Raw genomic sequence first — 25,201 nt, 5'->3', positions numbered from 1 at the left:
GCCTCCGGGGGCATGGTTCCAGGCATGTCGCGACTTGCGTTCGAGCAGCTGGGAACGTATGTTCGAAGTAGCGGCAATTCTGTCCGAATTTATCCGCCCGTCTTCCCCCGGGTGGCCACGACGCCACATCAGGGAGAAGGAGTCTTGAGCAGACTTTACGGCGATCCGATCGAGGTGTGGGTCCGGGACGGGCAGCCTGCTCAGTTCGTCTGGCGCGACCGGCTCTACGCCGTCCGCGAGGTCCAGGATCACTGGGTGGTCGCCCGCGAGTGGTGGAAGACCTCGGACGCCGATCCCGGCGAGCGGCGCTTCTGGCGGGTGGAGGCCGCGTCGGGCAAGGAGGTGGGGACCTACGAACTGCGGTTCGACACCGCAAGCGGCGGCTGGCTCCTGCTGAGGGCCTGGGATTGATGGGAACGCTCCATCGCCCCCGGCTCCCGGTTCGCGGGCCCTCACCGGGCCCCCGGGGCTTCCGGCCGGCAACGCTCCATGTGGCGGGAGGGCTCTCCTGATGGCCTCCTTCGTCCATCTCCACACGGCCTCGGCGTACTCGCCGCGGTACGGCACCGCCTTCCCCGACGCCCTGGTGCGCCGGGCGGCCGAGCACGGCATGGACACCCTTGCGCTGACCGACCGCGACGGCCTCTACGGCGCGATCAAGCACGTCCGGGCCTGCCACGAACGCGGGCTCACCCCGGTCGTCGGCGTCGATCTCGCCCTCGACGGCGGGGGCGACACCCGGGGACGGCGCGGCGAGCCGGCCCGGATCGTCGTGCTCGCCCGCTCCGGCGGGTGGGCCGCCCTATGCCGCCTCGTCACGGCCGCCCACCACGCGGGGGAGCGGGGTGAGCCGCACGTCACGCCGGGGATGGTGGCCGAGCACGCGGCGGGCCCGGACGGCGAGCCCCTGCTGGCGGTCATGCTCGGCCCGCGTTCGGGGGTCGGGCGGGCGGTGGCCGAGCGGCGCGACGACCAGGCGCGCGCCCTGCTCGCGGCCTGGCGCTCGGTCGTGCCCGATCTGATGGTCGAGGTCACCGACCTGTACGGCTACCGCGACGCCAACATCGCCGCCCGCATGGCCGGGCTGGCCGACTCGATGGGCGTCCCTGCCGTGCTGACCAACGAGGTCCGCTACCTCGACGCCGCCGACCACCAGGTGGGCAACGTGCTCGACGCGGCGCGCAAGCTCGTGCCCCTCGACACGCGGCACCTCGATCACCCCACCGCCCACGCGTACCTGAAGGACGGCGCGGAGATGGCGCGGATCGCCGCGCGGATCTGCGGCGGCGACGCCGGCCGTGCCGGGCGGCTGCTGGACGAGACGCGCCGGGTGGCGGACCGGTGCGCGCTCGACCCGGTGGAGATCGTCCCCCTCCTGGAGCCCGAGCACCCCCGGCTCCACCTGCCCGAGGTCGACGGGGACCCCGTCCCCATGCTGCGTGATCGGTGCGAGGACGGCATGGCCCGCCGTGGCCTGGACCGCTCGCCAGGCGCGCGGGAACGGCTCGCCGCGGAGCTGGCGGTGATCGAGCGGAAGCGACTGTCCGGATACTTCGTCGCCGTCGCGGGGATCACCGACATGATCCGCTCGATGGGCGTACGGTGCGCGATCAGGGGGTCCGGCGCGGGCAGCCTGGTGAACTACCTGATCCGCATCGGCGAGGTCAACCCGCTCGACCACGGCCTGCTCATGGAGCGCTTCCTCTCCGAGGGACGCAAGGGCCTGCCCGACATCGACATCGACGTCGAGTCCGCCCGCCGCCTCGACTGCTACCGCGCCATCCTCGACCGGTACGGCGAGGCCAGGGTCGCCTGCGTGTCGATGATGGAGACCTACCGCGCCCGCAGCGCGATCCGGGACGTCGGGTCGGCGATGGGCCTGCCGCCGCACGAGATCGACGTCATCGCCAAGGCCTTCCCGCAGGTGCGGGCCAAGCAGATCCGCGCCGCCCTGTCCGACCTGCCCGAGCTGCGCGACAGCGGGCTGAACGATCGGTCCCTCCAGGCGGTGTTCCGGCTGGCCGAGCGGCTCGACGGGCTGCCCAGGCACATCGCGCTGCACCCGTGCGGGGTGCTGGTCGGCAATTCGGCGCTCCGTGACCGCACGCCGGTGGAGCGGAGCCTGCTCGACTTCCCGATGTCACAGTTCGACAAGGACGACGTGGAGGACGCGGGCCTGCTCAAGCTCGACGTGCTCGGCGTGCGCATGCAGTCGTCACTGGCCTACGCGCTCAAGGAGATCGAGCGGGTCGACCACCGGAGCGTCGACCTCGACGCCGTCCCCCACGACGACGCCGCCACCTACGACCTGATCTGCGCCAGCCGTACGCTCGGGTGCTTCCAGATCGAGTCGCCCGGCCAGCGGGAGCTGGTCGCCAAGCTGGAGCCCAGGACGATACACGACCTGATCGTCGACATCTCCCTGTTCCGCCCCGGCCCGGTGAACTCCGACATGGTCACGCCCTACCTGGAGGCGAGGCACGGTTTCCGCGAGCCGTACTACCCCCACCGGGACCTGCGTGAGCCGCTCCGGGAGACCCACGGCGTGGTCGTCTTCCACGAGCAGGTGCTGAAGGTGATCGACGTCATGACCGGGTGCGGCCTGTCGGAGGCGGAAAGCGCCCGGCGCGCCCTCGGGACGCCGGAGGGCCGCAAGGCCGTCCGGGCGTGGTTCGTGCCGCTGGCCACGGAGAAGGGCTTCGCCGCCGGCACGGTCGAGCGGGCGTGGAAGGTGCTCGACGCGTTCGGCGCGTTCGGGTTCTGCAAGGCGCACGCGGCGGCGTTCGCGCTGCCCACCTACCAGTCGGCCTGGCTCAAACGGCACCACACCGCGGCGTTCTTCGCGGGGGTGCTCACCCACGAGCCCGGCATGTACCCGAACCGGGTCATCCTCGATGAGGCCCGCCAGTGCGGGGTCGGCATCCTGCCTCTGGACGTCAACCGCTCCGGCGCCGCCTGGCTCGTCGAGCGGACCGGCCCCGGCCCCGGGCGCGGGCCGGCGCTGGAGCAGATCGGGCGGGGGTACGGCCTGCGCGTGCCGTTCTCGGCGGTCAAGGGGGTGAGCGAGGCCGAGGTGGAACGCATGGTCGCCGGCCGGCCGTACACCTCGCTGGCGGACTTCTGGGAGCGTGCCCGCCCGTCCCGCCCGGTCGCCGAACGGATCGTCGAGGTCGGGGGGCTCGACGCGCTGCACGGGCTGCGGCCGGGGGAGCCCAGATGGCGGCCGGGCGAGCTGACCAGGCGGGATCTGATCGCCCAGATCGGCGCCCTCGACCGGGCCTCCTCCACCGGCACCAGCCAGCTGTCCATGGGGTTCACCGACCGGGTCGCGCCGGGAGAGCTGCCCGAGATGACCGAGGCCGAGGCGGTGGAGGCGGAGCTGGCGATCCTCGGCATGGACGTCAGCCGCCACGTGATGCGCTTCCATGACGAGCTGCTCGACGCGATCGGCGTGACCCGGTCGAAGGACCTGCTCAGCCGGCGCAACGGCGCGGAGATCCTGGTCGCGGGGGTCAAGGTGGCCACCCAGACCCCGGCCGTGCGGTCGGGGCAGCGGGTCATCTTCACCACGCTGGACGACTCGACCGGCCCGGTCGACCTGACGTTCTTCGAGTCGGTGCAGGGGCACACGGCGGCGACCGTGTTCGGGTCGTGGCTGCTGGTCGCGCGTGGCGTGGTGCGGCGCACCGGCGCGAGGGCCGTCTCGCTGCGCGCGGTGAACTGCTGGAACCTCGCGGACCTGGACCGGCTGTGGCGCACCGCCGGCCTCGACGCGGTCCGCGCCGTGCTGAACGAGGCGCCGGAGCCCGGCGGCGGCGTGGGCGGCAGGCCCGTCGAGTACGGCAACGGCTTCCGCGTGTCGCCCTACTCCGACAACGGTGCGCCCCCGAACGCCGGCCGGCCGGGGGAGCCGCCGCGCCGGATCTGGCACGCCAGCTCGGGGAGCTCGGGCCCGACCGCCGGCTGGTGACGGTGCCGTACGGCGCGCAGGCGGCCGGAGCCGGACGCGGCCGGCCGGACGGTGCTCCGCCGGGCCGGGATCCCGGCAGGGCCGCTCGCGTCGAGCACGGTGATCTCACGGACCGTCGCCGCGCACAGGAGGGCGGCGATCGCCGTGGCCGCGAGCTCGGGCAGCCCGATCCCGGTCAGGCCGGCGCCGGGGCGCGACGGCCCCGCGAGCACCAGGAACAGCGCGGCGAGCGAGCTCAGCCACCAGCAGGTGAGTAGCACGAGCCAGCGCACCCGGCCGGGAGCGGCCGCGTGTCCCGGCGGCCCTGCCTCCCGCCCCGGCCCGGAGGCGCTCACGGCGCCGCCTCCGAGCTGCCCGGCACCGCCTCCGAAACGTACGGCGCCGCCTCCAGCCCGGAGGCCTCCGGCGCGTACGGCGGGGGAGGCGGGAGCGGCGTCGCGCCAGGCGTGGTCGGCCAGGACCGGCGGCATCACGAGGTTGACCCCCGGCACCAGCCACGCCGCCGCGAGCGCGGGGCCGGGCACGCCGGGCCGTACGCGCCGCAGCCAGGTGAGGTAGGTCAGGCCGGTCGCGGCGGTCGTCGCGGCGACAAGCAGCACGAGCACGGCGAAGACGGTCGCCGCGCCCGCGACATGGCGTGCGGCCGGCGAGCCGGGATCACCGCCGAACGCCGCGATCTGCCCGGCCAGCCGCCCGCCCCGGGCCTCCTCGAAGACGGTGAGCGCGGCCATGGAGGCCACCTGGGCGGCGAGCCCCGCGTACACGCCGACGGCCGCCCGGTCCACCGCTGACGACGTGGAACGCATGTGTTCTCCCTCTGGCCGCACACCCTGTCTCACTTCTATCCATCCGGTCTCGTCGCCAATCAGGAGATGTTCCTTGCCGGCCGTTGGCGTGTCGCGCTCGCCTCGTCTCGGTCGGGGACGCCGGCGGCCGGGCGCCCCGAGGAGCTGAGCCCGGCCGGGCAGGACCGGCACTCCCCGAACGCGGCGTTCTTCCGCCGCGTGGACCTGACGCCCCCTCCCACGGCTGGAAAGCGCAGGTCAGGTAGGGGCCGCGCCTGCGCCGCCTCATGGCGGGGACGCGCCCGCCGGACGGTCATCCCAGCACGAGGTCGCGTACGGCCCTGAGGGCGGGCTCGTCCCTGGGGCCCATGACGAGGAGGTTGGTGACCGGGCTGGCCCGCCACAGCGCGAGCCGCTCGCGGATGCGGCCGAGCGGGCCGAGCAGCGAGATGCCGTCGGCCAGCTCGTCAGGGATGGCGTCGAACGCCTCGTCCCTGCGCCCGGCCAGGTAGAGCTCCTGGATCTTCCGCGCCGCGTCGGCGTAGCCCATCCGGCCGATGATGTCGGCGTGGAAGTTGCGGCTCCGGGCGCCCATCCCCCCGATGTAGAGGGTCAGCATCATCTTCACGCCGTCGAGCGCGGCCCGCAGATCGTCGGTGACGACGACCATGACCATGGCGGCGATGTCGAAACCGGGATCCGCCCCGGCCAGCGCCTCGCCGTACATCGCCTCGATCTTCTCTGGGAAGACGAACAGGGGCAGCCAGCCCTGCGCGATCTCGGTGGCGAGCGCGACGTTCTTCGGCCCCTCGGCCCCCAGGTAGACCGGGATGTCGTCCCGCAGCGGATGGGTGATCAGCTTGAGCGGCTTGCCGAGGCCGCCGGGCAGGGGCAGCGGGTGATGCGGCCCGGGAGCGGTGACGGGTTCGGCGCGCCGCCAGACCTTGCGCATGATCTCGACGTACTCGCGGGTCCTGGCGAGCGGACGGCCGAACGGCTGGCCGTACCAGCCTTCGACCACCTGCGGGCCCGACGCGCCGACGCCGAGCAGCAGGCGGCCGCCGGTCAGGTGGTCGAGGGTCATCGCGGTCATCGCGGTGGTCACCGGGGGCCGCGCGGACAGCTGGGCGACGCTGGTGCCGAGCTTGATCCGGCTGGTCCGCGCGCCGTACCAGGCGAGCGGCGTGAAGGCGTCGCTGCCGTACGCCTCGGCCGTCCACACCGACTCGTAGCCCAGCCGCTCGGCGGTCAGCACGGTCTCGGTGGCGTCGTCGGCGTGGCGCTGCCAGTAGCCGAGATTCAGCCCGAGTCTCAGGTCGTCAGCCACACCGCAGATTAGAACACGTTCTACCCGGGCTCGCCAGATGTCAGAGCGGAGGGTAGACGCGGTCCAGATGCCCGGCGATCGCCGCGGCAGCGGCGTCGGCGTCGCCCTCCCTGACGGCCTCGTAGACGCGCCGGTGGTCCGCCTGCAGGGCGGTGGTGTCGCCGAGCCGTACGACGGCGTCGACCGCGAACCGGTGCAGGACGTCGCGCAGCGCCTGCATGATCGCGGCGGTCAGGCGGTTGCCCGAGGCCTCGGCGATCGCCATGTGGAAGGCGATGTCGTGCTCCACGAACTCGTCGGGACCGGCGGCGCCGTCCATCGCGGCAAGCGCGCGGGCCATCCCCTCCAGGCCAGTGCCCGACCGGGCGGCCTGCCCGGCCGACCACTGCTCGATCATCAGCCGGGTGTCCATGACCTCGCGCATGGAGAGCGTGGCGAGGCCGAGGTGCAGCCGCAGCAGGCCGGTCAGCGCGCTGCCCGGCCGGGAGATCAGCACCGCGCCGGCGTCCGGGCCCCGGCCGGCCTGCGAGGACACCACGCCGAGGGTTTCCAGCACGCGCAGCGCCTCGCGGATCGACGATCGGCCGACCTGGAGCTCCTCGGCGAGCCGTCGCTCGCCCGGCAGCCGGTCGCCCACGGTGAGGCCGTCGGCCTCGATCCGCTCCTCGATGCGGGCCAGCACCTCCTCGAAAGCCCGGGTGCGCGTCCCCCGGGGCGGGGTGAGGGCGCCGGGCCCCGGCCGGTCGTCGGCGGTCATTCGCGGTCCTCCGCAGCCCCCCGGGGTACGGGCGGCGATCGGCGATGTATGGTCTGACCATATTTGGTCTGACCATACATCGGGAGGGAATGTGCGGGTCGCCCTGTTCGTCACCTGTGTCAACGACACGCTCTTCCCCGGCACCGGGCGCGCCGTCGTGACGCTGCTGCGCCGCCTGGGCGTCGAGGTCGACTTCCCGCAGACGCAGACCTGCTGCGGGCAGATGCACGTGAACACGGGCTACCGCGAGGAGGGCGCGCGGCTGGCGCGCCGCACCGTCGCCGCGTTCCGGCGCCACGACGCCGTCGTGATGCCCTCGGGCTCGTGCGCCGCGATGGTCCGCGAGCAGTACCCCCGGCTGACCGGGCCGATGGCCGGGGAGCTCGTGCCGAAGGTGTACGAGCTCAGCGAGTTCCTCGTCGACGTGCTGAAGGTGACCGACGTCGGGGCGTACTTCCCCCACAGGGTCACCTACCACCCGACCTGCCACTCCCTGCGCGGGCTCCGTCTCGGCGACCGGCCCGCCACCCTGCTGAGGCACGTCAAGGGCATTGAGCTGGTCCCGCTCGCGGGCGCCGACGAGTGCTGCGGCTTCGGCGGGACGTTCGCGGTGAAGAACCCCGACGTGTCGGCGGCCATGTGCGGCGACAAGGTGAGCAGCGTCCTGGACACCGGCGCCGAGGTGCTCTGCGCGGCCGACAACTCGTGCCTGATGCACATCGGCGGCGCCCTTCACCGCCAGAAGGCGGGCGTGCGGGTGATGCACCTGGCCGAGATCCTGGCCGCCACCGAGCCGGCGGCGAGACGGCGCGGCGTGAGCACGCTGCCCGGAGGCGCCGGATGAGCGCGACCTTCCTCGGCATGCCAGGCCACACCGGCGGGACCTTCCCCCGCAACGCCGCCGCGGCCGTGCAGGACTCCCAGCTCAGGTTCAACCTCCGCAAGGCGACCAGGACCATCCGGGCCCGGCGGGCCCGCGTCGTGGACGAGCTCCCCGACTGGGCGGAGCTGCGCCAGGCGGGCAAGGTCATCAAGGACCACACGCTCAGGAACCTCGACACCTACCTCCTCCAGCTGGAGGAGGCCGTCACCGCCGCCGGGGGCCACGTGCACTGGGCGGCCGACGCGGACGAGGCCAACCGGATCGTGGCCGATCTGGTCAAGGCCACCGGGGAGACCGAGGTGGTCAAGGTCAAGTCGATGGCCACCCAGGAGATCGGGCTCAACGAGGCCCTGCTCGCCGAGGGCATCACCGCGTACGAGACCGACCTGGCCGAGCTGATCGTGCAGCTCGGCGACGACTGGCCGTCCCACATCCTGGTGCCCGCGATCCACCGCAACCGGTCGGAGATCCGCGAGATCTTCGCCGGCCGCATGGCCGACTGGGGGCGTCCCGCGCCCGACGACCTCACCGACGAGCCGCACGCGCTGGCCGAGGCCGCCCGGCTCCACCTGCGGGAGCGGTTCCTCGCGACCAAGGTCGCGATCTCCGGGGCCAACTTCGCCGTCGCGGAGACCGGGACGATGGTGATCCTGGAGTCGGAGGGCAACGGCCGGATGTGCCTGACCCTGCCGGAGACCCTGATCACCGTGGTCGGCATCGAGAAGCTGCTGCCCACCTGGCGCGACCTTGAGGTCTTCCTCCAGCTCCTGCCGAGGAGCTCCACCGGCGAGCGGATGAACCCGTACACGTCGATGTGGACCGGCGCCACCGAGGGGCAGGAGTTCCACCTCGTCCTGCTCGACAACGGCCGGACCAAGGTGCTGGCGGACGAGGTCGGGCGGCAGGCGCTGCGCTGCATCCGCTGCTCGGCCTGCCTCAACGTCTGCCCGGTGTACGAACGGGTGGGCGGCCACGCGTACGGGTCGGTCTATCCCGGGCCGATCGGGGCGATCCTGACGCCGCAACTGCACGGGATGGGCTCGGACCTGGACCGCTCGCTGCCGTACGCCTCGTCGCTGTGCGGCGCCTGCTACGAGGTCTGCCCGGTCGCCATCGACATCCCCTCGGTGCTGGTCCACCTGCGCGCGGAGGGGCGCCATCCGCCGGCCGAGCGCGCCGGCATGGCGGCGGCCGGATGGGTGCTCCGGCGGTCCGGGCGGCTGGCCCGGATGCAGCGGCTCGGCGGGCGGCTGCGCAACTTCGTCCCCGAGCGGCTGCCTGGCCCGCTGGGCGGGTGGACCGACACGCGGGACCTTCCCCCGATCCCCAAGGAGTCGTTCCGCGAGTGGTGGACACGTACGGACGGAGGCCGCCGATGAGCGCGCGACAGCCGGGCGCCGGGCCGCGGGCAGGAGGCGGGTCGCGGGAGCGCATCCTGGCGGACGTGCGCCGCGCCGTCGCCGACGTCCCCGACGTCGAGATCATCCGTGCCTACCGCGGGGCGGCGGCCACGCCCCCCGAGGGGCTCGCCGAGTTGTTCGCCGAGCGGGTGCGCGACTACCGAGCCGTCGTCCACGTGCTGCCCGAGCCGGGTACGGCGGAGCGCGTCGCGCGGTCGCTGGCCGGGCGGGGCGCCCGGCGGGTGGTCGTGCCGGACGGCTTCCCCACGTCATGGCTCCCGACCTCGGACGCGTCGTGGGTCACGACTCCGGAGGCAGCGTCGCTCACGAGCCGGGAAGGGGCGCCGCTCACGGCTCCGGGGGCGTCGTCGTCCACGGCTCCGGCGATCGAGTGGATCACGGATGAGCCGAGGCTGACCGCCGCCGCCCTGGACGGGGTGGACGGCGTCATGACGACCTGCGCCGTGGCGATCGCGGAGACCGGCACCATCGTGCTGGACGCCGGCCCCGGGCAGGGACGGCGGGCACTCAGCCTGGTGCCGGACTACCACCTGTGCGTGGTGCGGGCGGACCAGATCGCCCCCGGTGTGCCCGACGGGGTCGCCCGGCTCGACCCCGTGAGGCCGCTGACCTGGATCAGCGGCCCCTCGGCCACCAGCGACATCGAGCTCAACCGGGTCGAGGGCGTCCACGGCCCCCGCACGCTCGAAGTGCTGATCGTCACCTGACCCGTCCGGGTCAGAACCGGAGCAGCGCGCCCACGCCGTCCCGCGAGGCGATCTCCTCGACGAACCAGACCTCGGCGTCCGTCGCGGCGGTCGCCCTGGCCAGGGCGGCGTCGGCCCGTTCCTCCACGGGTTCTCGCACGCCCCAGTCGAGCAGGTCGGCCCGGTCGGTGGACACCTGGGCCGGCTCCGGGCCGATCCAGGCGGTCGCCGTCGACGAGGGGTCGTCGCGCAGCAGCACCGTCCGCACGCGGCGGTCGCGAAGGGCGCGCGTCGTCTCCTGCAGGCCCGTGACGGACTGCCCCGCCGCGTACGCGTCGAGCAGCAGGGCCCGGCGCGCGTCCGCCCAGGCCGCGCAGGCCCGCTCCACCTCGGCGTCGAAGTGCTCCAGCCCTGCCCCCGGCGCGCGGCTGCCGTGGTCGGCCACCGTGAGCCGCCGGGCGCTCTCCTTGCCGAGCTGGTCGATCACGAGGCAGCGCGCCTTGGGGTCGCCGGCCAGCACGATGACCTCCGCGCCGGTCCGCTGGGCCTCCCTGTCCACGATCCCGGCGACGGCGGCCGCGTTGCGGCGCCAGGTCTCCTCGACGTTCTGCTCGTAGTGGCGCTGCGACCAGCCCCCCTGGCCGGTCTTCTGCAGCGGCCGGTCCGTGGCCTCCACCGACAGCTCCCGCCGCCCGCTCCCGGTCACGACGACCACGTCGGCCCCGGCGTGGTCGGCCAGCACCCGGATGTGCGGGACGGGCTCGCCGAGCTGGGCGAGCAGCGGCATCACATGAGGCAGCGGCCCCCACCGCGCGATGTCGCGGCGAGGGGGAGCCGACAGGGGCGCGGTCAGCAGGATGTCCGACCCTCGCGCGAAGACGGCACGCCCCGGCGCCGAGTGCGAGGGGTCGAGCAGCAGCTCGCCGATGGGGTCGAGGACCTCGTCCGGCGCTCCCGCCTCGGTGAGCCGCTCCCTCAGCCCCGCCCAGCGCCGCTGGATGACGTTGGCGAAGCCCTCAAGCGACCGGTCGGTGTCGAGATAGACCGAGGCGAAGGGGCCGGGATGGTCGTAGAGCGGCCGGATGGCGTCGAGTTTCACGAGGCCTCCCCTCTCACCTGCCTCTCACCAGCGCTGACGCTCGATGCCGAGCCCCAGGGCCTCGGCCACCTCCCCGATGTTGTGGAACTTCATGTCGGGCAGACGGCGGACGGCGTCGATCACGGCGTCAGGCGCGTTCCTCTCCTCGGCGTGCGCGAGGAGCCTGACGGAATCCGCGGGGAAGCCGGCGTCGCTGAGCCATTTGGCGAGATTGCTGCGGCGCTCGACGTCAGCGGGGGTGATGCCTATGGGGGTGCCCGGCTCACGGCCGGACGGCTGCCGGCGCTGCGGCGCCAAATCGTTCTCCGGCTGGTGCGTCGGCTCGGGCTCTCGCCACTCCTCTGCGCGACTGGTGCCGCTCCCCTTCACGAGGCCCTGGGTCTCGTGCTTCTGCTCCTCGTCGAGCCTGCGGCCGTGCTTGTCGCTTCCGCGCTGGATGCTCATGACCTCACCTCCCGAATAGGGTCACTGACGTGCCTCGTACCCGGCCCCCCCGCGCCAAACATCGAACGACGGCGAGCTGTGCGCCGTATCTGACCAGGGGCGGGAGAAAAATCCGCTTATTTCATGGAGTGACGCAGTGTTCGACGAGCGGCTGACAATCAACACCGAGCGGCTGACCCTGCGGCCGTTCGGTCCCCGCGACGCGCGCCACGTTCGCGCGATCATCGACGACGGCGCGCACACCACCGCCCTGCCGCCCGGCGCGCCCGGCCACCCGGCGGGGATCTCGCAGTGGTTGTCCCAGGGGGTCCACGAGCTGTGGCGCTCCGGCCAGGGGATCCACCTGGGCATGTGGGCCCGCGACACGGTGGTGGGATCGATCAGCGTGTTCAAGGCCCAGTGGGGCGCGGGCACCGCGGAGGTCGGGTACGGCGTCCATCCGGCCCACCGGCGCCGCGGGTACGCGACCGAGGCCGTACGCGGACTCACCGGCCGCCTGCTCGGCGAGGGCGTGCTGCGCCGCGTCGAGCTGCGGGCGAACTCCGACAACGCCGCCTCCCTCCGCGTGGCCGAGAAGGCGGGGTTCCTCCGGGAGGGCCTGCTGCGCGGCGCGGGATTCGAGGACGACGGCCCGCATGACCTCGTGGTCTTCGGCATGCTGAAGGGCGACGGCGCGGCCTTCGCCGAGCACCGCCTGACGAGTGACCGCCTCGTGCTGCGCCGGTTCAGCCGGCGGGACGCCTTCGACGTCGTCGACGCGGTGAGGAACGACCCGGAGATCGCCCGCTGGATGACGTGGGCGGCGGGCTACACGCTGGAGCGCGCGCTGGAGTGGTGCACGCGGCTGGCACACGCCTCCGGCCAGGGCTATGGTGGCAACTTCGCGATCGAGCCCAAAGACGGGGGGCGGCTCGCGGGGGCGATAGGAGTGCAGCGAGAGGACCACGAGCGTGGGGACGCCGAGGTGGGGTACTGGATCTCCCCGTGGGCACGGCGACGGGGGTACGCCGTCGAGGCCACACAGATGATCACGGCGCACCTGTTCTCTCTGGGCTTCCATCGCGTCCACCTGCTGGCGGCGACGGGGAACCACGCCAGCCAGGCGGTCGCCAGGAGGGCCGGGTTCATCGAGGAGGGCATCCTCAGGCAGGCGCTCCCGGTGCCCGGCGGCAGGGCCGACGCCGTGGTGTTCAGCATCCTGAACGGGGAAAATTCATGGCAATAGGTAAAGAATTGCCCCATCGCCTGGGCCTACCGGTCAAGCGACGCCCATGATTGGGCTCCGAACGTTATCCTCGCGAGCCGGATCACGCGTCCCGCAGGTCAAGGCATGGGAGATCAGGTAAATGAAACCGCCGCTGCTGCTCATCGGCCACGGCACCCACGATGAGACCGGCGTGGCCGAGTTCGGCAGGTTCGTCCATCGCCTCCGCTGCCGCCTCGACGGGCTTCCCGCCGAGGTCAGCGGTGGCTTCATCACGAACGCCAGGCCGCCGCTGAGCGACTCGATCGCCTCTCTCGTCGCCCGGGGCCACCACCACCTGATCGCTGTGCCGCTCAGCCTCACCGGCGACCGGCACGCGCTGGGCGACGTCCCCGGCACGATGGCGCTGGAGCAGGAGCGGCACCCGACGCTCGAGTACGATCTCGGCCGCTCTCTCGGCCCCGACCCCCGGGTGCTGGCGGTGCTCGCCGAGCGGCTCGCCGACGCCCGTGCCGAGATGCCCAGGTTCGTGACCGACGATCCTCCGGCCGAGATCGGCCCGTCGGAGACGGCCGTGGTCCTGGTGGGCCACGGGTCCACCGATCCGGCCGTGAACGCGGAGGTCCACCGGGTCTCCCGGCTGTTCTGGGAGACCCACGCCGCCGATCTGCTCACCGTGGAGACGGCCTATGTCTCCCACACCCGCCCCGGCGTTCCCGGCGGTCTGGAGCGCTGCCGCAGGCTCGGCGCCAAGCGGGTGATCGTCCTGCCGTACGTCCTGTTCGCCGGGGCGGTGCTCGAACGCATCTGGGCCCAGGCCCTCGCGTACGGCGCGAACCACGAAGGGCTCGACATCCGCTGCGCCGAGGTCATCGGTGACTGCGAGGGCCTGGCCGACGTCGTCATCGACCGGTACGAGGAGGCCCTGGCGGGAGCGGGGCAGTCGCCGAACGCCCACGACCGGCACGTGTCCCACGCACCGCCGCCCGCGCGGCCCTATCTGGCGGCGGCCGGCCTGCAGGAGCGCGACATGGACGCCGAGCTCGACGCGGATCTGGACGTCGATCTGGAGGCGGAGATCGAGGCGGGGATCGAGGCGGAGATCGGAGCGGGCATCGAGGCCGATCTCGGAGCGGTGGAAGCGGAGTTCGGCGCCGAGCTCGAGGTGGTCGAGACGCGGGCCGAGGCCGGGCTCGACGCCGTGGACGCGCGGATCGACGCCGTCGGCGCGGGGATGGACGTGAAGCTCGGCGGCGAGCCGCTCGCGCAGCCCGGAGTCGCCAGCGCCGTCTGAGCCGGGCCGCGCGGGGCGGCCGGTCCAGCACAGTCGTCCGCGGGCACGGCCGTGCGCAGGGGCAGTCGCCCGGCGGCACGGCGGTCCGTCCAGTGGCGGTCCGCCGGGCACTGCAGGTCCGTCCAGTTGCGGTCCGCCGGGTACGGCGGGTCCGTCTAGTGTGTCGGGCATGGCGGGTCCGTCCAGTGCGGCCCGTCGGGACGGCCGTCCGTCAGGAGGGCGGTCGGTCAGAGCAGCGGTCCGTCACAGGGCAGTCCCCCCACACTGCCGTCCCCAGCCCGCCGAAGGAGTGAGCGATGACGCCTCTCGAAGAGACGATTCACGCCATCCGGCCGATCGACCCCGGCCCGATGGCCGACGCGCGATCCCACCACGACCGGCTCACCAAGCCGCGCGGCTCCCTTGGAGTGCTCGAGGACGTCGCGGTACGGCTCGCCGGGATCGCGGGCTGCTGCCCGCCACCGCTGCCGGTGCCGGCCGCCCTCGCGATCTTCGCCGCGGACCACGGCGTCCACGCCCAGGGCGTCAGCCCGTGGCCGCAGGAGGTCACCGCCCAGATGGTGGCCAACTTCGCCGCCGGAGGCGCGGTGGCCAACGCCTTCGCCGCCGAGGTGGGAGCCTCCGTGACCGTGGTCGACGTGGGTGTCGCCGCCGATCTGCCCCCGGCACCCGGGCTGATCGTCCGCAAGGTCGCCTACGGCACGGCCGACCTGTCCATCGGGCCCGCGATGACGCGGGAGCAGGCCGTGCGGGCACTGACGGCCGGCGTGGAGGTCGCCCGGGAGCTGGTCGCCGCCGGGAACCGGTGCCTGATCACCGGAGACATGGGCATCGCCAACACCACCGCCTCCGCTGCCCTCATCTGCGCTTTCGCCGGTCACGACCCCGCCTCCGTCACCGGGCGCGGCACCGGCATCGACGACGCCACGTACCAGCACAAGATCGAGATCGTACGGCGGGCGCTGGACGCCAACGGGATCCCGCCCGCGGGAGCCGTACAGGACGGGCCCGAGGAGGCCCTGCGGGCGCTCGCCGCCTTGGGCGGGCTGGAGCACGCGGCGCTGGCCGGGTTCGTCCTCGGCGCCGCGGCCGCGCGGGTGCCGGTGATCCTCGACGGTGTGATCGCCGGAGCGGCCGCGCTGGTGGCGGCCGCGCTCGCCCCCGACGCGGTGGGTTACTGCGTCGCGGGGCACCGCTCGGTGGAGCCCGGTCACGCGGTGGCGCTGGCGCACCTCGGCCTGCGCCCGCTCGTCGATCTGGAGCTTCGTCTCGGCGAGGGCAGCGGGGGACTGCTCGCCCATCCGCTCGTCAGCGCCGCGGTGCGCGTCATGCACGACGTGGCCACCTTCGACTCGGCTGGAGTTGCGGACAAGGACTCCTGATACGCCTGGGGACCGCCCGGTGGGCCGATAAGTCTCATCTGGTGAATGCGGTCGTAGACCAACGGGTAGGTTTGCCTCCTAACAATGCACCCTTGACGCATTAGGGAGACTGGGGTCATGGCGCCCTACCTGCTTGGTCTTCGCCTCGACGGGCGGCGGGTGCTCGTCGTCGGGGGCGGCCGGGTCGCCCAGCGGCGGATTCCCGCCCTGCTCGACGCCGGAGCGTCCGTCACCCTGATCTCGCCTGGGGTCACCCCGGCGCTCGACGATCTCATCGCCGACGGCAGGGTGACCTGGGAGCGACGGCCGTACGAGGTCGGCGACTGCGACGGAGCATGGCTGGTTCACGCCTGCACCGACCGCCGGGACGTGAACACGGCCGTCGCCGCCGAGGCCGAGGCGAAGCGGATCTGGTGCGTGCGGGCGGATGACAAGGACGCCTCCGCGGCGTGGACCCCGGCGAGCGGCCGGGTCGACGAGGTCGGCGTCGCCGTCACCGCCGGGGGCGACCCGCGGCGTGCCGCCGGGATCCGTGACGCGATCGTCGGGGCGCTGCGGGACGGCACGGTCGACGCGCGCCGCCACCGCACCAAGCCCGTGGGTGTGGCCCTCGTCGGCGGCGGGCCGGGCGACCCCGGGCTCATCACCGTCAGGGGCCGCCAGCTCCTGGCGCAGGCCGACGTCGTCGTGGCCGACCGGCTGGCGCCTCGCGCGCTGCTCGACGAGCTCCCGTCCGACGTCGAGCTGATCGATGCCGCGAAGGTCCCGTACGGGCGGTCCCTGTCGCAGGAGAAGATCAACGAGCTGCTCATCGAGCACGCCCGGCAAGGCAAGTTCGTGGTCCGGCTCAAGGGAGGCGACCCGTTCGTCTTCGGCCGCGGCGGCGAGGAGATGATCGCCTGCGCCAGGGCCGGCATCCCGGTGACAGTGGTCCCGGGCATCACCAGCGCGGTCGCCGTCCCCTCGGCGGCCGGCGTCCCGGTCACTCATCGCGGGGTCAGCCAGGAGTTCCACGTGATCTCGGTCCATGTGGCCCCGGGAGACCCGAGGTCGACGGTGGACTGGCCGGGATTGGCAAGATCACAGGGAACCCTGATACTTCTCATGGCGGTCGAGCGCATCGGCGAGATCGCCGAAACGCTGCTGCGAGACGGACGTTCACCGGAAACTCCCGTAATGGTGGTACAGGACGGTACTCTTCCCACCCAGCGAGCTGTTACCGCCACGCTCTCCACGGTGGCGGAACGGGTGACCGCGGCTGGGGTCCGGCCCCCGGCGATCGTGATCGTCGGTGACGTCGTCAGAGTCGGCCAGGAGATCGAGATGGTGCGAGCGGAGCGGGTCCCGTGAAATCGGCAGCCAGGAAGACGCCCGACCACGAGACCGCGACCAATTCCGGAGACGCCGTGACCGAGGAGCCGGCCATCGAGGAGCATCCGGAGACGCCGGGGGAGCAGACGATCGCCTTCCACGCCATTCGCGAGGACGATCCCGCCCCCCGTTCCGCCGCGCCCGCCCGTGGGGTCCGTACGTCACGCAAGCGCCCAGGGACCGGCCCCACGTCCCGTGGAACGTCCCAGAGCGAGGTCCCGGCCGTACATGACGGGGATCCCGACCCTCCGGCCGATGCCCATGCCGAGCCGCCGCCGGCCGGGGACGAGACCACCGCCGAGGAGCACCGGGCTGCCGAGCATGAGGCCGTGAGCCCCGGTGGGATCGCCTCCCCGGAAGCGGGCTCAGAGGCGCCGGTCCCCGCTGTGGCCGCCGTGGACGAGGCCGATGCGGCAACTGCGGACGAGGCCGGGCCCGAAGCCGTGGGCGACGGCCGTTCCGATGGGGACGACGCCACCGACGGTGCGGCCCCGGAGGGCGCCGATAGCCCCGCCCCCGATACGGCGTCCGATCCCCACGCCGACGCGGGGCAGGAGCTCGTCGACGAGAGCCCGGTCGACGAGGGCCCGGTCGACGAGGGCCCGGTCGACGAGGGCCCAGTCAGCGAGGGCCCAGTCAGCGAGGACCCGGTCGACGAGGAGCCGGGCGGCGAAGAACCAGGCGGCTTGGGGCCGGGCCACGGGCACGTCCGCGAGGTCCCCCTGCCGGAGCCGGTGTCCGCCGCGCTGACCCAGGCGCTCAACCAGCTCCGCGTGGCCGTGAAAGGCCTTCACTTCGGGCTCGACGTGCCCGGCTCGGACGAGGCGCGCAAGGCGCAGGCGACCGTTCTCGCCCAGCTCGACGACTACGTCATCCCCCGCGTGCACATGAGCACCGCCCCGGCCCTGATCGTCGTCGCGGGCTCGACAGGGGCGGGGAAGTCCACCCTGGTCAACACTCTCGCGGCGCAGAAGGTGACGGCCACCGGCGTCCGCCGCCCGACGACGGGGACGCCGGTGCTCGTCTGTCATCCCGACGACCTCGAGTGGTACTCGAAGGGCGACCTTCTCGGCGGGCTGACCCGGCTCGACCAGGCGGCCGAGGGGGCCGGGACCGGCAGCGTGGTGCTCGTCTCGACGCCGCGGCTGCCGCAGGGCGTGGCCCTGCTCGACACGCCCGACATCGACTCCGTCGTCGAGGAGCATCACGACATCGCCCACCGCGTGCTCGACGCCGCCGACCTGTGGGTCTTCGTCACCACGGCGGCCAGGTACGCCGACGCGCCGTCGTGGGGCCTGCTGCGCCGGGCCAAGGAGCGCGGGGCCCGCCTGGTCATCGTGCTGTCCCGGGTGCCGTCCAAGTCCCGTGACGTCATCGTCAAGCACTTCGGCCGGATGCTCGACGAGTACGGCCTGGGCGAGGTCGAGCGGTTCGTGATCCAGGAGACGGCGGTCAGGGACGGACGCCTTCCCGACACCGAGGTCGCCGACCTCCGGATGTGGGTGGCCGAGCTGTCCGTCGACGACGAGCGGCGTTCGGCCGCCGTGCAGGCGACGTTGAACGGCGTGTTCAACAGTTTCAGGACCCGGCTGCCCGCTCTCGCCCGCCACCTGGAAACCCAGGTGGCCCTCCGGGCCGACCTGCGGTCCGACGTCGACGCGGCCTACATGGGGGCCCTCGCGGAGATCGACGAGGCCACCCGGAACGGCTCGCTGCTCCGCGGTGAGGTGCTCGCTCGCTGGCAGGACTTCGCCGGCTCGGGCGACCTCATGCGTACTCTCCAGCTGCGGCGTGGCGGCAAGGCGCAGCAGCACCTGGGCCCTGAGCGGGTCCGCGCCCTCAAGGCGGCCCTGCGCGCCGGCCTCGAATCGGTCATCACCTCGGCCGCGCAGCGCGCCGCCGAGGAGGTGGTCACGCGGTGGAGGCAGCGCGCCGGCGCGGGCGACCGCCTCGCCGCCACCCCCGGTCTCGGCCGCCCTTCCGAGGAAGCCGTACGAAGGACCGCACGGACCATCACCTCCTGGCAGGACCACGTCACCGAGCTGATCCGCACCGAGGGCGTGACCAAGCGTTCGGTGGCGAAGCTCGTCTCCTTCGATGTGGAGTCGCTCTCGCTGATCTTCACGATCGGCCTTCTGGGTTACGGCACGACCGACGTCTCCGTGGGCACGGGGAACAGCGCGCTGCCTCAGCGGCTGCTGCGCGGCCTCCTCGGCGCGGAGTCGCTGCGCAGCATCAGCGCCAAGGCCAGGAGCGACCTGAGAGCACGGATCGGCCTGCTGTTCGACGAGGAGACGCTCCGATACGTGGACGCACTCGACAGCGCGGGCATCCCCGACGAGGCGGCCGCCACCCGCCTCTACCAGGCGACGTACAACCTCGAGGTCGCGCGATGACCGGCACCATGCCGTTCTACCGGCCTCCGGCACGACGGTGAGGGAACGATGACCACTCTCAGCACCGCCGACACGCAGCAGCACGGGCTGGGGCGCCGCCTGTCCGCCCTGGCCAGGATCGTCGAGCTCGGCCAGGGCCGGATCGAGCCGGCGCTGCTCGCCGAGGCCTCCCAGCTCCTCATGCGCGCGGGCGAGCGGCTCAGGCTGTCGTCCGACCACACGGTCGTGGCACTGGCGGGAGGCACGGGCAGCGGCAAGTCGTCCCTGTTCAACGCCGTCTCCGGGCTGGAGCTTTCGCCCATCGGCGTTCGCAGGCCGACCACCGCCCGTACGCACGCGTGCGTATGGGGCCTGGACGGCGCGGCCCCACTGCTCGACTGGCTCCAGATCCAGTGGCGCCACCGCTTCGCCCGTGCGAGCGCGCTCGACAGGGGTGAGAGCCAGCTTCACGGCCTGATCCTGCTCGACCTGCCCGATCACGACTCGATCCGGGCGCTCACCGACCCCGAGGCCGACCGCCTGATCCAGCTGGCCGACCTCGTCGTGTGGGTGCTCGACCCGCAGAAGTACGCCGACGCCTCCGTGCATCGCCGCTACGTCGCCGAGCTGACCGGGCACGACGCGGTGACGGTGTTCGTGCTCAACCAGGTGGACCGGCTGACCCCCGAGGAGCAGGCGGAGTGCGTCGCCGACCTGGAGGATCTGCTCCGGCGTGAAGGCGTCGCCCACCCGACGGTGGTGGCGACCTCGGCGACGGCAGGCAGGGGCATCGACAGCCTCAAGGCCGTCCTCGCAGAGTCCGTCGCCGCCCGGCGGGCCGCCTACCAGCGCCTGGAGGCCGATCTCGACCGGCTGATGCTGCGGGTCGCCGCCGACATGCCCGAGATCCTGCGCGTCGAGCCCACCGTGGACGGCGCCCGCCGCGCCGGGCTCGCCGACGCCCTGTGCGACGCCATCGGTGTCTCCGCGCTGGGCGAGGCCATGGAGAACGTGTACGGCGTCCGCTCGGTCGACTGGGTGGGATGGCCGTGGGCGCGGTGGGCCGCGAAGCTGCGGCCCGACCCGCTGAGCAGCCTGCGTCTCGGCGCGGTGAAGGAGGACATCCGCAACCTGGTCGGCAGCTCGGTGAGCGCGCAGCCGGCGGAGGTGGACAACGCGGTGCAGGCGCTGTCCGACGGGCTCACCGCCGGCATGCCGGAGGTGTGGCGGCACGGCGTTCGGGACGCCGCCCGTTCGCGGTCGGCGCAGCTCCCCAAGGCCTTGTCGGACGAGCTGTCGGAGGTCGCCCCGCCGCTGGACCGGGTGCCCGCCTGGTGGTGGCTGCTGAAGATCTGGCAGTACCTCCTGGTCCTCGCGTTCGCGGGGGGCCTGGCCTGGGCCGCCGCCATCATCGCGTACGGAGTGTTCAAGGCGGGCCGGCCGCCGGCCGAGATCTTGGGGGACGTGGCGGTGCTGCCCTGGCTCGCGCTGATGATGGCCAGCGTGATGGGGCTCGGGCTGCTGTCCGCGGTGGCGAGCAGGAACTTCGTCGTGCTGGGCGCGGGCAAGGAGCGCGACCGGCTCGAACGGGACATGCGGCGCCGCGTGGGCGTCGTCGCTCAGGACATGGTCGTCCAGCCGGTCGAGCGCGAGCTTGACCGCTACAACGAGTTCTTCGCCGCCATGACCGTCGCCAAGCGCTGATCGTCGCGAAGCGCTGACGTCGTGAAGCTCTGACGTCTCCAAGCGCTGACGTCGCCAGGCCTTGACGTCGCCTCCGCACCGGAGCGGTCCGCCGGTCGGAGGGGCGGCGTCGCCGTGCGCTGCGCCGTCCACAGAAGGCCGGCTGTCCACAGAATGACGTTCTGTGGCTGGGGCCCTGCGGAGCGTGGGCCACTGTGTCATCGGAGCCCGGCGAGTGCCCGGGCCCGGGAGGCATTTTCGATGAGCGACATCTACGTCACGCTGAGCGGGAACGTCACCGACGACCCCCGGCAGTACCAGTTCAGGGATGGTTCCCGCGTCACCTCGATGCGGATGGCCGTCAACAGGCGGGTTCTCGACCAGCAGACCAACACATGGCAGACCCGGGACACCACCTACTACACCGTCCGCTGCTGGCGGGGCCTGGCCGACAACGTGCAGCAGTCGATCAGGAAGGGCCATCCCGTCGTCGTGTACGGCAGGCTGCGGATCAAGCAGTTCGAGCGCGACGGTGAGCAGCGGTTCTGGGCCGAGATCGAGGCGAGCTCCGTCGGCCACGACCTCAAGTGGGGCATCGCCACGTTCGAGAAGCCGATCAGGGCCTACTCCGGCGGCGCGCCCACCGACGACGACCGCCAGGCGATGGAAGACGCCACCAAGGAGTGGGAGCTCACACGCGGCCTGGCCCCGCGGGCACTGGAGGGAGCTTCCGCGGACTTCGGCGGCCGGGCGGGCGGCGGCCTGGACGGTGGTCTGAGCGGCCCGGACGGCCCGGACGGCCCGGGCGGCCTGGCGGAGGGGGGCGAAGGGCCGGGCGACGCCTCCGAGTTCCCCGGCGGGGATGACGAGGCGAAGGACGGCGCGGCGCCGGGCGGCCGGGCGCGTGAGGTCACCGCCGGCTCCGGCGACGGTCCGGACGACGCCGACGCCTCTAACGGCTCCACGGACGGTTCTACGAGTGGCTCCGAAGACGCCGACGCCTGGCTTCCGAGGGCGTTGGCAGCCTGACGACATCGTTGGAAGGCCCCACCGTCGAAATCCCCGCGCGGGCCTCCAGCCCGGCTCGACGCACGCGCCGAGGACGGCGACGGGGTGCGCGAGCCGGGCTGCACACGGCCACCGCGATGTCGCGGGTGGGGAAGCACGGGCCGGGGGGAGGGGCAGCGGCCGGGGGAGACGACAGCGAAGGGACGACACGCGCGGAGGAGGGGCATCGGCCGTGCACGGCCTCAGTTCGCAGAAGCAAGCCGGGGAGCGGCCGACGGCGGTGTCCGCTTCGCTGTCAGAGCACCACAATCAGGTCCAGATGATGCCTCGGACCATGGCCGCTCCTTTCCCAACGGGTCGCTCCGAGGAGCGGACCCCCACTGTGAGGAGTCCGCGGCCAAATCGCCGCAGACACCCCCTTAGGCCCTCAGATCCAGATGACCTATGTGTCAAGGTAGCGGTTCCCGTCGCGCATCGCACACTCCGCAACTATTGTGTTACACATCGTGAGATGCTGTTCTGCTGCATTGGGGGCGGGATGACGGCGAGCAGTGAGACATCGGCCAGGCCGCGCAGCGTCCTCTGCTCGCGGGGCCGATGGCCCTTGCTGGCGCAGCCGCGTGCCCTCGTCCTCTATCTGATCTCGGTCATCGTCCTCGACGTCGTCCTGATCGCGGCTCTGGCGAGCGTCACCTCCTTCCGCGCCGCCGACGTGGCGACGCTGGCCGCCCTCATGGGATGCGGGGCGGTCTGCATCGAGGCGACCCGCCGCCTGGGGATGCCCGCGGGCGTCTCCCGTGACCTGCTGTCGGCCTGGTGGCTACCGGTGGCCTTCCTGCTGCCACCGGTCTACGCCGTGCTCGCGCCGATCCCGCTGCAGATCCTGCTGCAGCTCAGGGTGCGCGCCACGGTCCTGTACCGGCGCGTGTTCAGCGCGGCGGCGATCGGGCTGGCCGCCGGCGCCGCGTCCGGCGTCTTCCACCGCTGGGTCCCCCACCCGGCGGACCTGTACGGCGGCTCCGGGAGGCCGATCGCGGTCGCCGCCGCCTGCGCGGTCGTCTTCACCGTCCTCAACACGGCGCTGATCGCGGTCGCCGCGCACACCGCGGATCCCGAGGGCCGGTGGGGTGAGGTCCTGTGGGACCGCGAGCGCGTCCTGCTCGACGCGGTGGAGCTGTGCCTGGGCGTGGTCGTGGCCGTCGTCTGCGGACTCAACTTGGCGCTGCTGCTCCTGGTGCTGCCGCCGGTCGTGCTGCTGCAGCGGAGCCTGCTCCACGCCCAGCTCCAGGCGGCGGCCCGTACGGACCCGAAGACGGGCCTGCTCAACGCGGCCGCATGGCAGCGGGAGGCCGACACCGAGATCGTCCGGGCGCGGCGCACGGGCGTCCCGCTCGCGCTGATCCTCGTGGACATCGACCACTTCAAGAGGGTCAACGACACCTACGGGCACCTGGTTGGCGATCAGGTCCTGGCCCAGGTGGCGGCGACCCTGCGCGGGCAGCTTCGCGACTACGACGTGGTCGGGAGGTTCGGCGGCGAGGAGTTCGTCGTGCTGCTGCCCGGCGCCGACGTGCACGAGGCCCGCCGGGTCGCTGAGCGGCTGCGCACCCGGGTGGGCCGGATGGTCGTGGCCGCCGAGCAGGCGACGGTCGCGGTGACTGTCTCGGCCGGAGTCGCCATCATGAGCATCCACGGCGACGACCTGATCGAGCTTCTCGCCGCCGCCGACCTCGCCCTTTACCGCGCCAAGGAGCTCGGCAGGGACCGCATCTGCCTGCCGGCGGCTCCGCTGGCGCCTCCGCAGCGCAGAGCGGACGGCGCAACCGGCGCGATCCCCTAGTCTTGAAGGCATGCCGGAGTACATCTACACGCTGCAGCGCGTGCGCAAAGCGCACGGTGACAAGGTTGTCCTCGACGACGTCACGCTGTCGTTCCTCCCGGGGGCGAAGATCGGTGTCCTGGGGCCGAACGGCACGGGCAAGTCGACGCTGCTGAAGATGATGGCGGGCCTGGAGCAGCCGTCCAACGGCGACGCCCGGCTCATGCCCGGCTTCACCGTCGGGATGCTGCAGCAGGAGCCCCCGCTCAACGAGTCCAAGACCGTCCTCGGCAACGTCGAGGAGGGCGTCGCCGAGACCAAGGCGATGCTCGACCGGTTCAACGAGATCGCCGAGCAGATGGCGACCGACTACAGCGACGAGCTGCTCGACGAGATGGGCCGCCTGCAGGAGGTCCTCGACCACCGCAACGCGTGGGATCTGGAGAGCCAGCTCGAGCAGGCCATGGACGCGCTGCGCTGCCCCCCGCCGGAGGCCGACGTCACCCAGCTCTCCGGTGGAGAGCGACGCCGCGTCGCCCTGTGCAAGCTGCTGCTGGAGCAGCCCGACCTGCTGCTGCTCGACGAGCCGACCAACCACCTGGACGCCGAGAGCGTCCAGTGGCTTGAGCAGCACCTGGAGAAGTATCCCGGCACCGTCCTCGCCGTCACCCACGACCGGTACTTCCTGGACAACGTCGCCGGCTGGATCCTTGAGCTCGACCGCGGCCGGTGCTACCCCTACGAGGGCAACTACTCCACCTACCTGGAGGCCAAGGCCGCCCGCCTCAAGGTCGAGGGGCAGAAGGACATCAAGCGCAAGAAGCGCCTGGAGGAGGAGCTGCAGTGGGTGCGCTCCAACGCCAGGGCGCGGCAGACCAAGAGCCGGGCCCGGCTCCAGCGCTACGAGGAGATGGCCGCCGAGGCGGACAAGTACCGCAAGCTCGATTTCGAGGAGATCCAGATCCCGCCGGGCCCGCGCCTGGGCACGACGGTCATCCGGGCCGAGAAGCTGACCAAGGGCTTCGACGAGCGGGTGCTCATGGACAAGGTCTCCTTCGACCTGCCCCGCAACGGCATCGTCGGCGTCATCGGGCCGAACGGCGTCGGCAAGACCACGCTGTTCCGCATGATCATGGGTGACGAGACGCCCGACGAAGGCGGGATCCTCGTCGGCGACACCGTCAAGATCTCCTACGCGGACCAGAGCCGCGGGAACATCGATCCGAAGAAGAACGTGTGGCAGGTCGTCTCCGACGGGCTCGACCACATCAAGGTCGGCCACGTCGAGATGCCGTCCCGGGCGTACGTCGCGGCGTTCGGCTTCAAGGGACCCGACCAGCAGAAGCCGGCGGGTGTCCTGTCCGGCGGCGAGCGCAACCGGCTCAACCTGGCGCTGACGCTCAAGCAGGGCGGCAACGTCCTGCTGCTCGACGAGCCCACCAACGACCTCGACACCGAGACGCTGTCCAGCCTGGAGAACGCGCTGCTCGACTTCCCCGGTTGCGCCGTGATCACCTCGCACGACCGGTGGTTCCTCGACCGCATCGCCACCCACATCCTCGCGTGGGAAGAGGGCTCGAACTGGTTCTGGTTCGAGGGCAACTTCGCCGACTACGAGAAGAACAAGGTCGAGCGGCTCGGCGCGGACGCCGCCCGCCCGCACCGCGTCACCTACCGCAAGCTGACCCGCTAG

The 25,201-nt window shown here is 72.6% G+C and carries 19 protein-coding genes; 14 read left to right on the top strand and 5 right to left on the bottom strand.

The genetic code is table 11. The features are described 5' to 3' along the window. Positions 1 to 144: 144 nt before the first annotated feature. Together AB0B72_RS16420 and AB0B72_RS16415 are read left to right on the top strand one after the other, a co-directional pair. Positions 145 to 411, top strand: coding sequence for a DUF6504 family protein (locus tag AB0B72_RS16420; RefSeq protein ID WP_367739594.1), 267 nt, complete (start codon positions 145 to 147; stop codon positions 409 to 411). A gap of 100 nt (positions 412 to 511) precedes the next feature. Then, a complete protein-coding gene (locus AB0B72_RS16415) occupies positions 512 to 3,970 on the top strand; it encodes a DNA polymerase III subunit alpha (protein ID WP_367739593.1) in 3,459 nt (1,152 codons plus the stop codon). Here AB0B72_RS16415 and AB0B72_RS16410 read toward each other — a convergent pair. From AB0B72_RS16410 to AB0B72_RS16400, 3 genes are all read right to left on the bottom strand, one after another. Continuing rightward, on the bottom strand, positions 3,865 to 4,776 hold the full coding sequence (locus AB0B72_RS16410; protein WP_367739592.1) for a hypothetical protein: 912 nt from the start codon (positions 4,774 to 4,776) through the stop codon (positions 3,865 to 3,867). The genes AB0B72_RS16415 and AB0B72_RS16410 overlap by 106 nt on opposite strands. Before the next feature lie 292 nt (positions 4,777 to 5,068). Then, positions 5,069 to 6,082 carry an LLM class F420-dependent oxidoreductase gene (locus tag AB0B72_RS16405; protein ID WP_367739591.1) on the bottom strand — a complete coding sequence of 338 codons (1,014 nt, stop codon included), beginning with the start codon at positions 6,080 to 6,082 and terminating at the stop codon, positions 5,069 to 5,071. 40 nt (positions 6,083 to 6,122) lie between these two features. Then, on the bottom strand, positions 6,123 to 6,839 hold the full coding sequence (locus tag AB0B72_RS16400) for a FadR/GntR family transcriptional regulator (RefSeq protein WP_367739590.1): 717 nt from the start codon (positions 6,837 to 6,839) through the stop codon (positions 6,123 to 6,125). A 91-nt stretch (positions 6,840 to 6,930) separates the two neighbouring features. Between AB0B72_RS16400 and AB0B72_RS16395 the strand changes: the two genes are divergently transcribed. The 3 genes from AB0B72_RS16395 to AB0B72_RS16385 are packed head-to-tail and all read left to right on the top strand — an operon-like array spanning position 6,931 to position 9,850. After that, positions 6,931 to 7,683 carry a (Fe-S)-binding protein gene (locus tag AB0B72_RS16395; RefSeq protein ID WP_367739589.1) on the top strand — a complete coding sequence of 251 codons (753 nt, stop codon included), beginning with the start codon at positions 6,931 to 6,933 and terminating at the stop codon, positions 7,681 to 7,683. Beyond that, positions 7,680 to 9,101 (top strand): lactate utilization protein B, encoded by a 1,422-nt coding sequence (locus AB0B72_RS16390; protein ID WP_367739588.1) that lies wholly within the window; start codon positions 7,680 to 7,682, stop codon positions 9,099 to 9,101. Before AB0B72_RS16395 ends, AB0B72_RS16390 begins: the two co-directional genes overlap by 4 nt. Then, positions 9,098 to 9,850, top strand: coding sequence for a lactate utilization protein C (locus tag AB0B72_RS16385; RefSeq protein WP_367739587.1), 753 nt, complete (start codon positions 9,098 to 9,100; stop codon positions 9,848 to 9,850). Before AB0B72_RS16390 ends, AB0B72_RS16385 begins: the two co-directional genes overlap by 4 nt. Before the next feature lie 10 nt (positions 9,851 to 9,860). On the opposite strand, the gene AB0B72_RS16380 is transcribed toward AB0B72_RS16385, so the two are convergent. Then, positions 9,861 to 10,928, bottom strand: coding sequence for a Vms1/Ankzf1 family peptidyl-tRNA hydrolase (locus tag AB0B72_RS16380; RefSeq protein WP_367739586.1), 1,068 nt, complete (start codon positions 10,926 to 10,928; stop codon positions 9,861 to 9,863). Positions 10,929 to 10,952: 24 nt separating this feature from the next. After that, positions 10,953 to 11,372 carry a DUF2795 domain-containing protein gene (locus AB0B72_RS16375; RefSeq protein WP_367739585.1) on the bottom strand — a complete coding sequence of 140 codons (420 nt, stop codon included), beginning with the start codon at positions 11,370 to 11,372 and terminating at the stop codon, positions 10,953 to 10,955. 136 nt (positions 11,373 to 11,508) lie between these two features. Between AB0B72_RS16375 and AB0B72_RS16370 the strand changes: the two genes are divergently transcribed. From AB0B72_RS16370 to ettA, 9 genes are all read left to right on the top strand, one after another. Beyond that, entirely contained in the window at positions 11,509 to 12,597 is a 1,089-nt protein-coding gene (locus tag AB0B72_RS16370) for a GNAT family N-acetyltransferase (protein WP_367739584.1), read from the top strand. 121 nt (positions 12,598 to 12,718) lie between these two features. After that, positions 12,719 to 13,870, top strand: a complete 1,152-nt coding sequence (locus AB0B72_RS16365; protein WP_367739583.1) for a sirohydrochlorin chelatase — start codon at positions 12,719 to 12,721, stop codon at positions 13,868 to 13,870. Between the two features lie 296 nt (positions 13,871 to 14,166). After that, the gene (gene cobT, locus AB0B72_RS16360; protein WP_367739582.1) at positions 14,167 to 15,252 is read left to right on the top strand and encodes a nicotinate-nucleotide--dimethylbenzimidazole phosphoribosyltransferase; all 1,086 of its coding nucleotides are present in this window, start codon (positions 14,167 to 14,169) and stop codon (positions 15,250 to 15,252) included. A gap of 117 nt (positions 15,253 to 15,369) precedes the next feature. Then, the gene (cobA, locus tag AB0B72_RS16355; protein WP_367739581.1) at positions 15,370 to 16,602 is read left to right on the top strand and encodes a uroporphyrinogen-III C-methyltransferase; all 1,233 of its coding nucleotides are present in this window, start codon (positions 15,370 to 15,372) and stop codon (positions 16,600 to 16,602) included. Beyond that, complete coding sequence (locus tag AB0B72_RS16350; RefSeq protein ID WP_367739580.1) at positions 16,599 to 19,019, top strand: dynamin family protein; 2,421 nt, start codon at positions 16,599 to 16,601, stop codon at positions 19,017 to 19,019. Before cobA ends, AB0B72_RS16350 begins: the two co-directional genes overlap by 4 nt. A 48-nt stretch (positions 19,020 to 19,067) precedes the next feature. Further along, positions 19,068 to 20,702, top strand: a complete 1,635-nt coding sequence (locus tag AB0B72_RS16345; protein WP_367739578.1) for an ABC transporter — start codon at positions 19,068 to 19,070, stop codon at positions 20,700 to 20,702. 240 nt (positions 20,703 to 20,942) lie between these two features. Next, positions 20,943 to 21,710 carry a single-stranded DNA-binding protein gene (locus AB0B72_RS16340; RefSeq protein WP_367739576.1) on the top strand — a complete coding sequence of 256 codons (768 nt, stop codon included), beginning with the start codon at positions 20,943 to 20,945 and terminating at the stop codon, positions 21,708 to 21,710. A 517-nt stretch (positions 21,711 to 22,227) separates the two neighbouring features. Further along, the gene (locus AB0B72_RS16335; protein WP_367739575.1) at positions 22,228 to 23,529 is read left to right on the top strand and encodes a GGDEF domain-containing protein; all 1,302 of its coding nucleotides are present in this window, start codon (positions 22,228 to 22,230) and stop codon (positions 23,527 to 23,529) included. A 10-nt stretch (positions 23,530 to 23,539) separates the two neighbouring features. Beyond that, on the top strand, positions 23,540 to 25,201 hold the full coding sequence (gene ettA, locus AB0B72_RS16330; protein ID WP_367739573.1) for an energy-dependent translational throttle protein EttA: 1,662 nt from the start codon (positions 23,540 to 23,542) through the stop codon (positions 25,199 to 25,201).

The organism is Microbispora sp. NPDC049125, from assembly GCF_040802045.1.
GTDB lineage: Bacteria > Actinomycetota > Actinomycetes > Streptosporangiales > Streptosporangiaceae > Microbispora.
The sequence above is the reverse complement of the archived record's forward strand: the minus strand, read 5'-3'. Positions and strand labels throughout refer to the sequence as shown.

Coding starts and splice junctions, on each gene's coding strand:
- AB0B72_RS16390 (WP_367739588.1), top strand. CDS start 7,680: ATGAGCGCGACCTTCCTCGGCATGCCAGGCCACACCGGCGGGACCTTC.
- AB0B72_RS16415 (WP_367739593.1), top strand. CDS start 512: ATGGCCTCCTTCGTCCATCTCCACACGGCCTCGGCGTACTCGCCGCGG.
- AB0B72_RS16385 (WP_367739587.1), top strand. CDS start 9,098: ATGAGCGCGCGACAGCCGGGCGCCGGGCCGCGGGCAGGAGGCGGGTCG.
- AB0B72_RS16345 (WP_367739578.1), top strand. CDS start 19,068: ATGACCACTCTCAGCACCGCCGACACGCAGCAGCACGGGCTGGGGCGC.
- AB0B72_RS16340 (WP_367739576.1), top strand. CDS start 20,943: ATGAGCGACATCTACGTCACGCTGAGCGGGAACGTCACCGACGACCCC.
- cobT (WP_367739582.1), top strand. CDS start 14,167: ATGACGCCTCTCGAAGAGACGATTCACGCCATCCGGCCGATCGACCCC.
- AB0B72_RS16400 (WP_367739590.1), bottom strand. CDS start 6,839: ATGACCGCCGACGACCGGCCGGGGCCCGGCGCCCTCACCCCGCCCCGG.
- AB0B72_RS16335 (WP_367739575.1), top strand. CDS start 22,228: ATGACGGCGAGCAGTGAGACATCGGCCAGGCCGCGCAGCGTCCTCTGC.
- ettA (WP_367739573.1), top strand. CDS start 23,540: ATGCCGGAGTACATCTACACGCTGCAGCGCGTGCGCAAAGCGCACGGT.
- cobA (WP_367739581.1), top strand. CDS start 15,370: ATGGCGCCCTACCTGCTTGGTCTTCGCCTCGACGGGCGGCGGGTGCTC.
- AB0B72_RS16375 (WP_367739585.1), bottom strand. CDS start 11,372: ATGAGCATCCAGCGCGGAAGCGACAAGCACGGCCGCAGGCTCGACGAG.
- AB0B72_RS16410 (WP_367739592.1), bottom strand. CDS start 4,776: ATGCGTTCCACGTCGTCAGCGGTGGACCGGGCGGCCGTCGGCGTGTAC.
- AB0B72_RS16365 (WP_367739583.1), top strand. CDS start 12,719: ATGAAACCGCCGCTGCTGCTCATCGGCCACGGCACCCACGATGAGACC.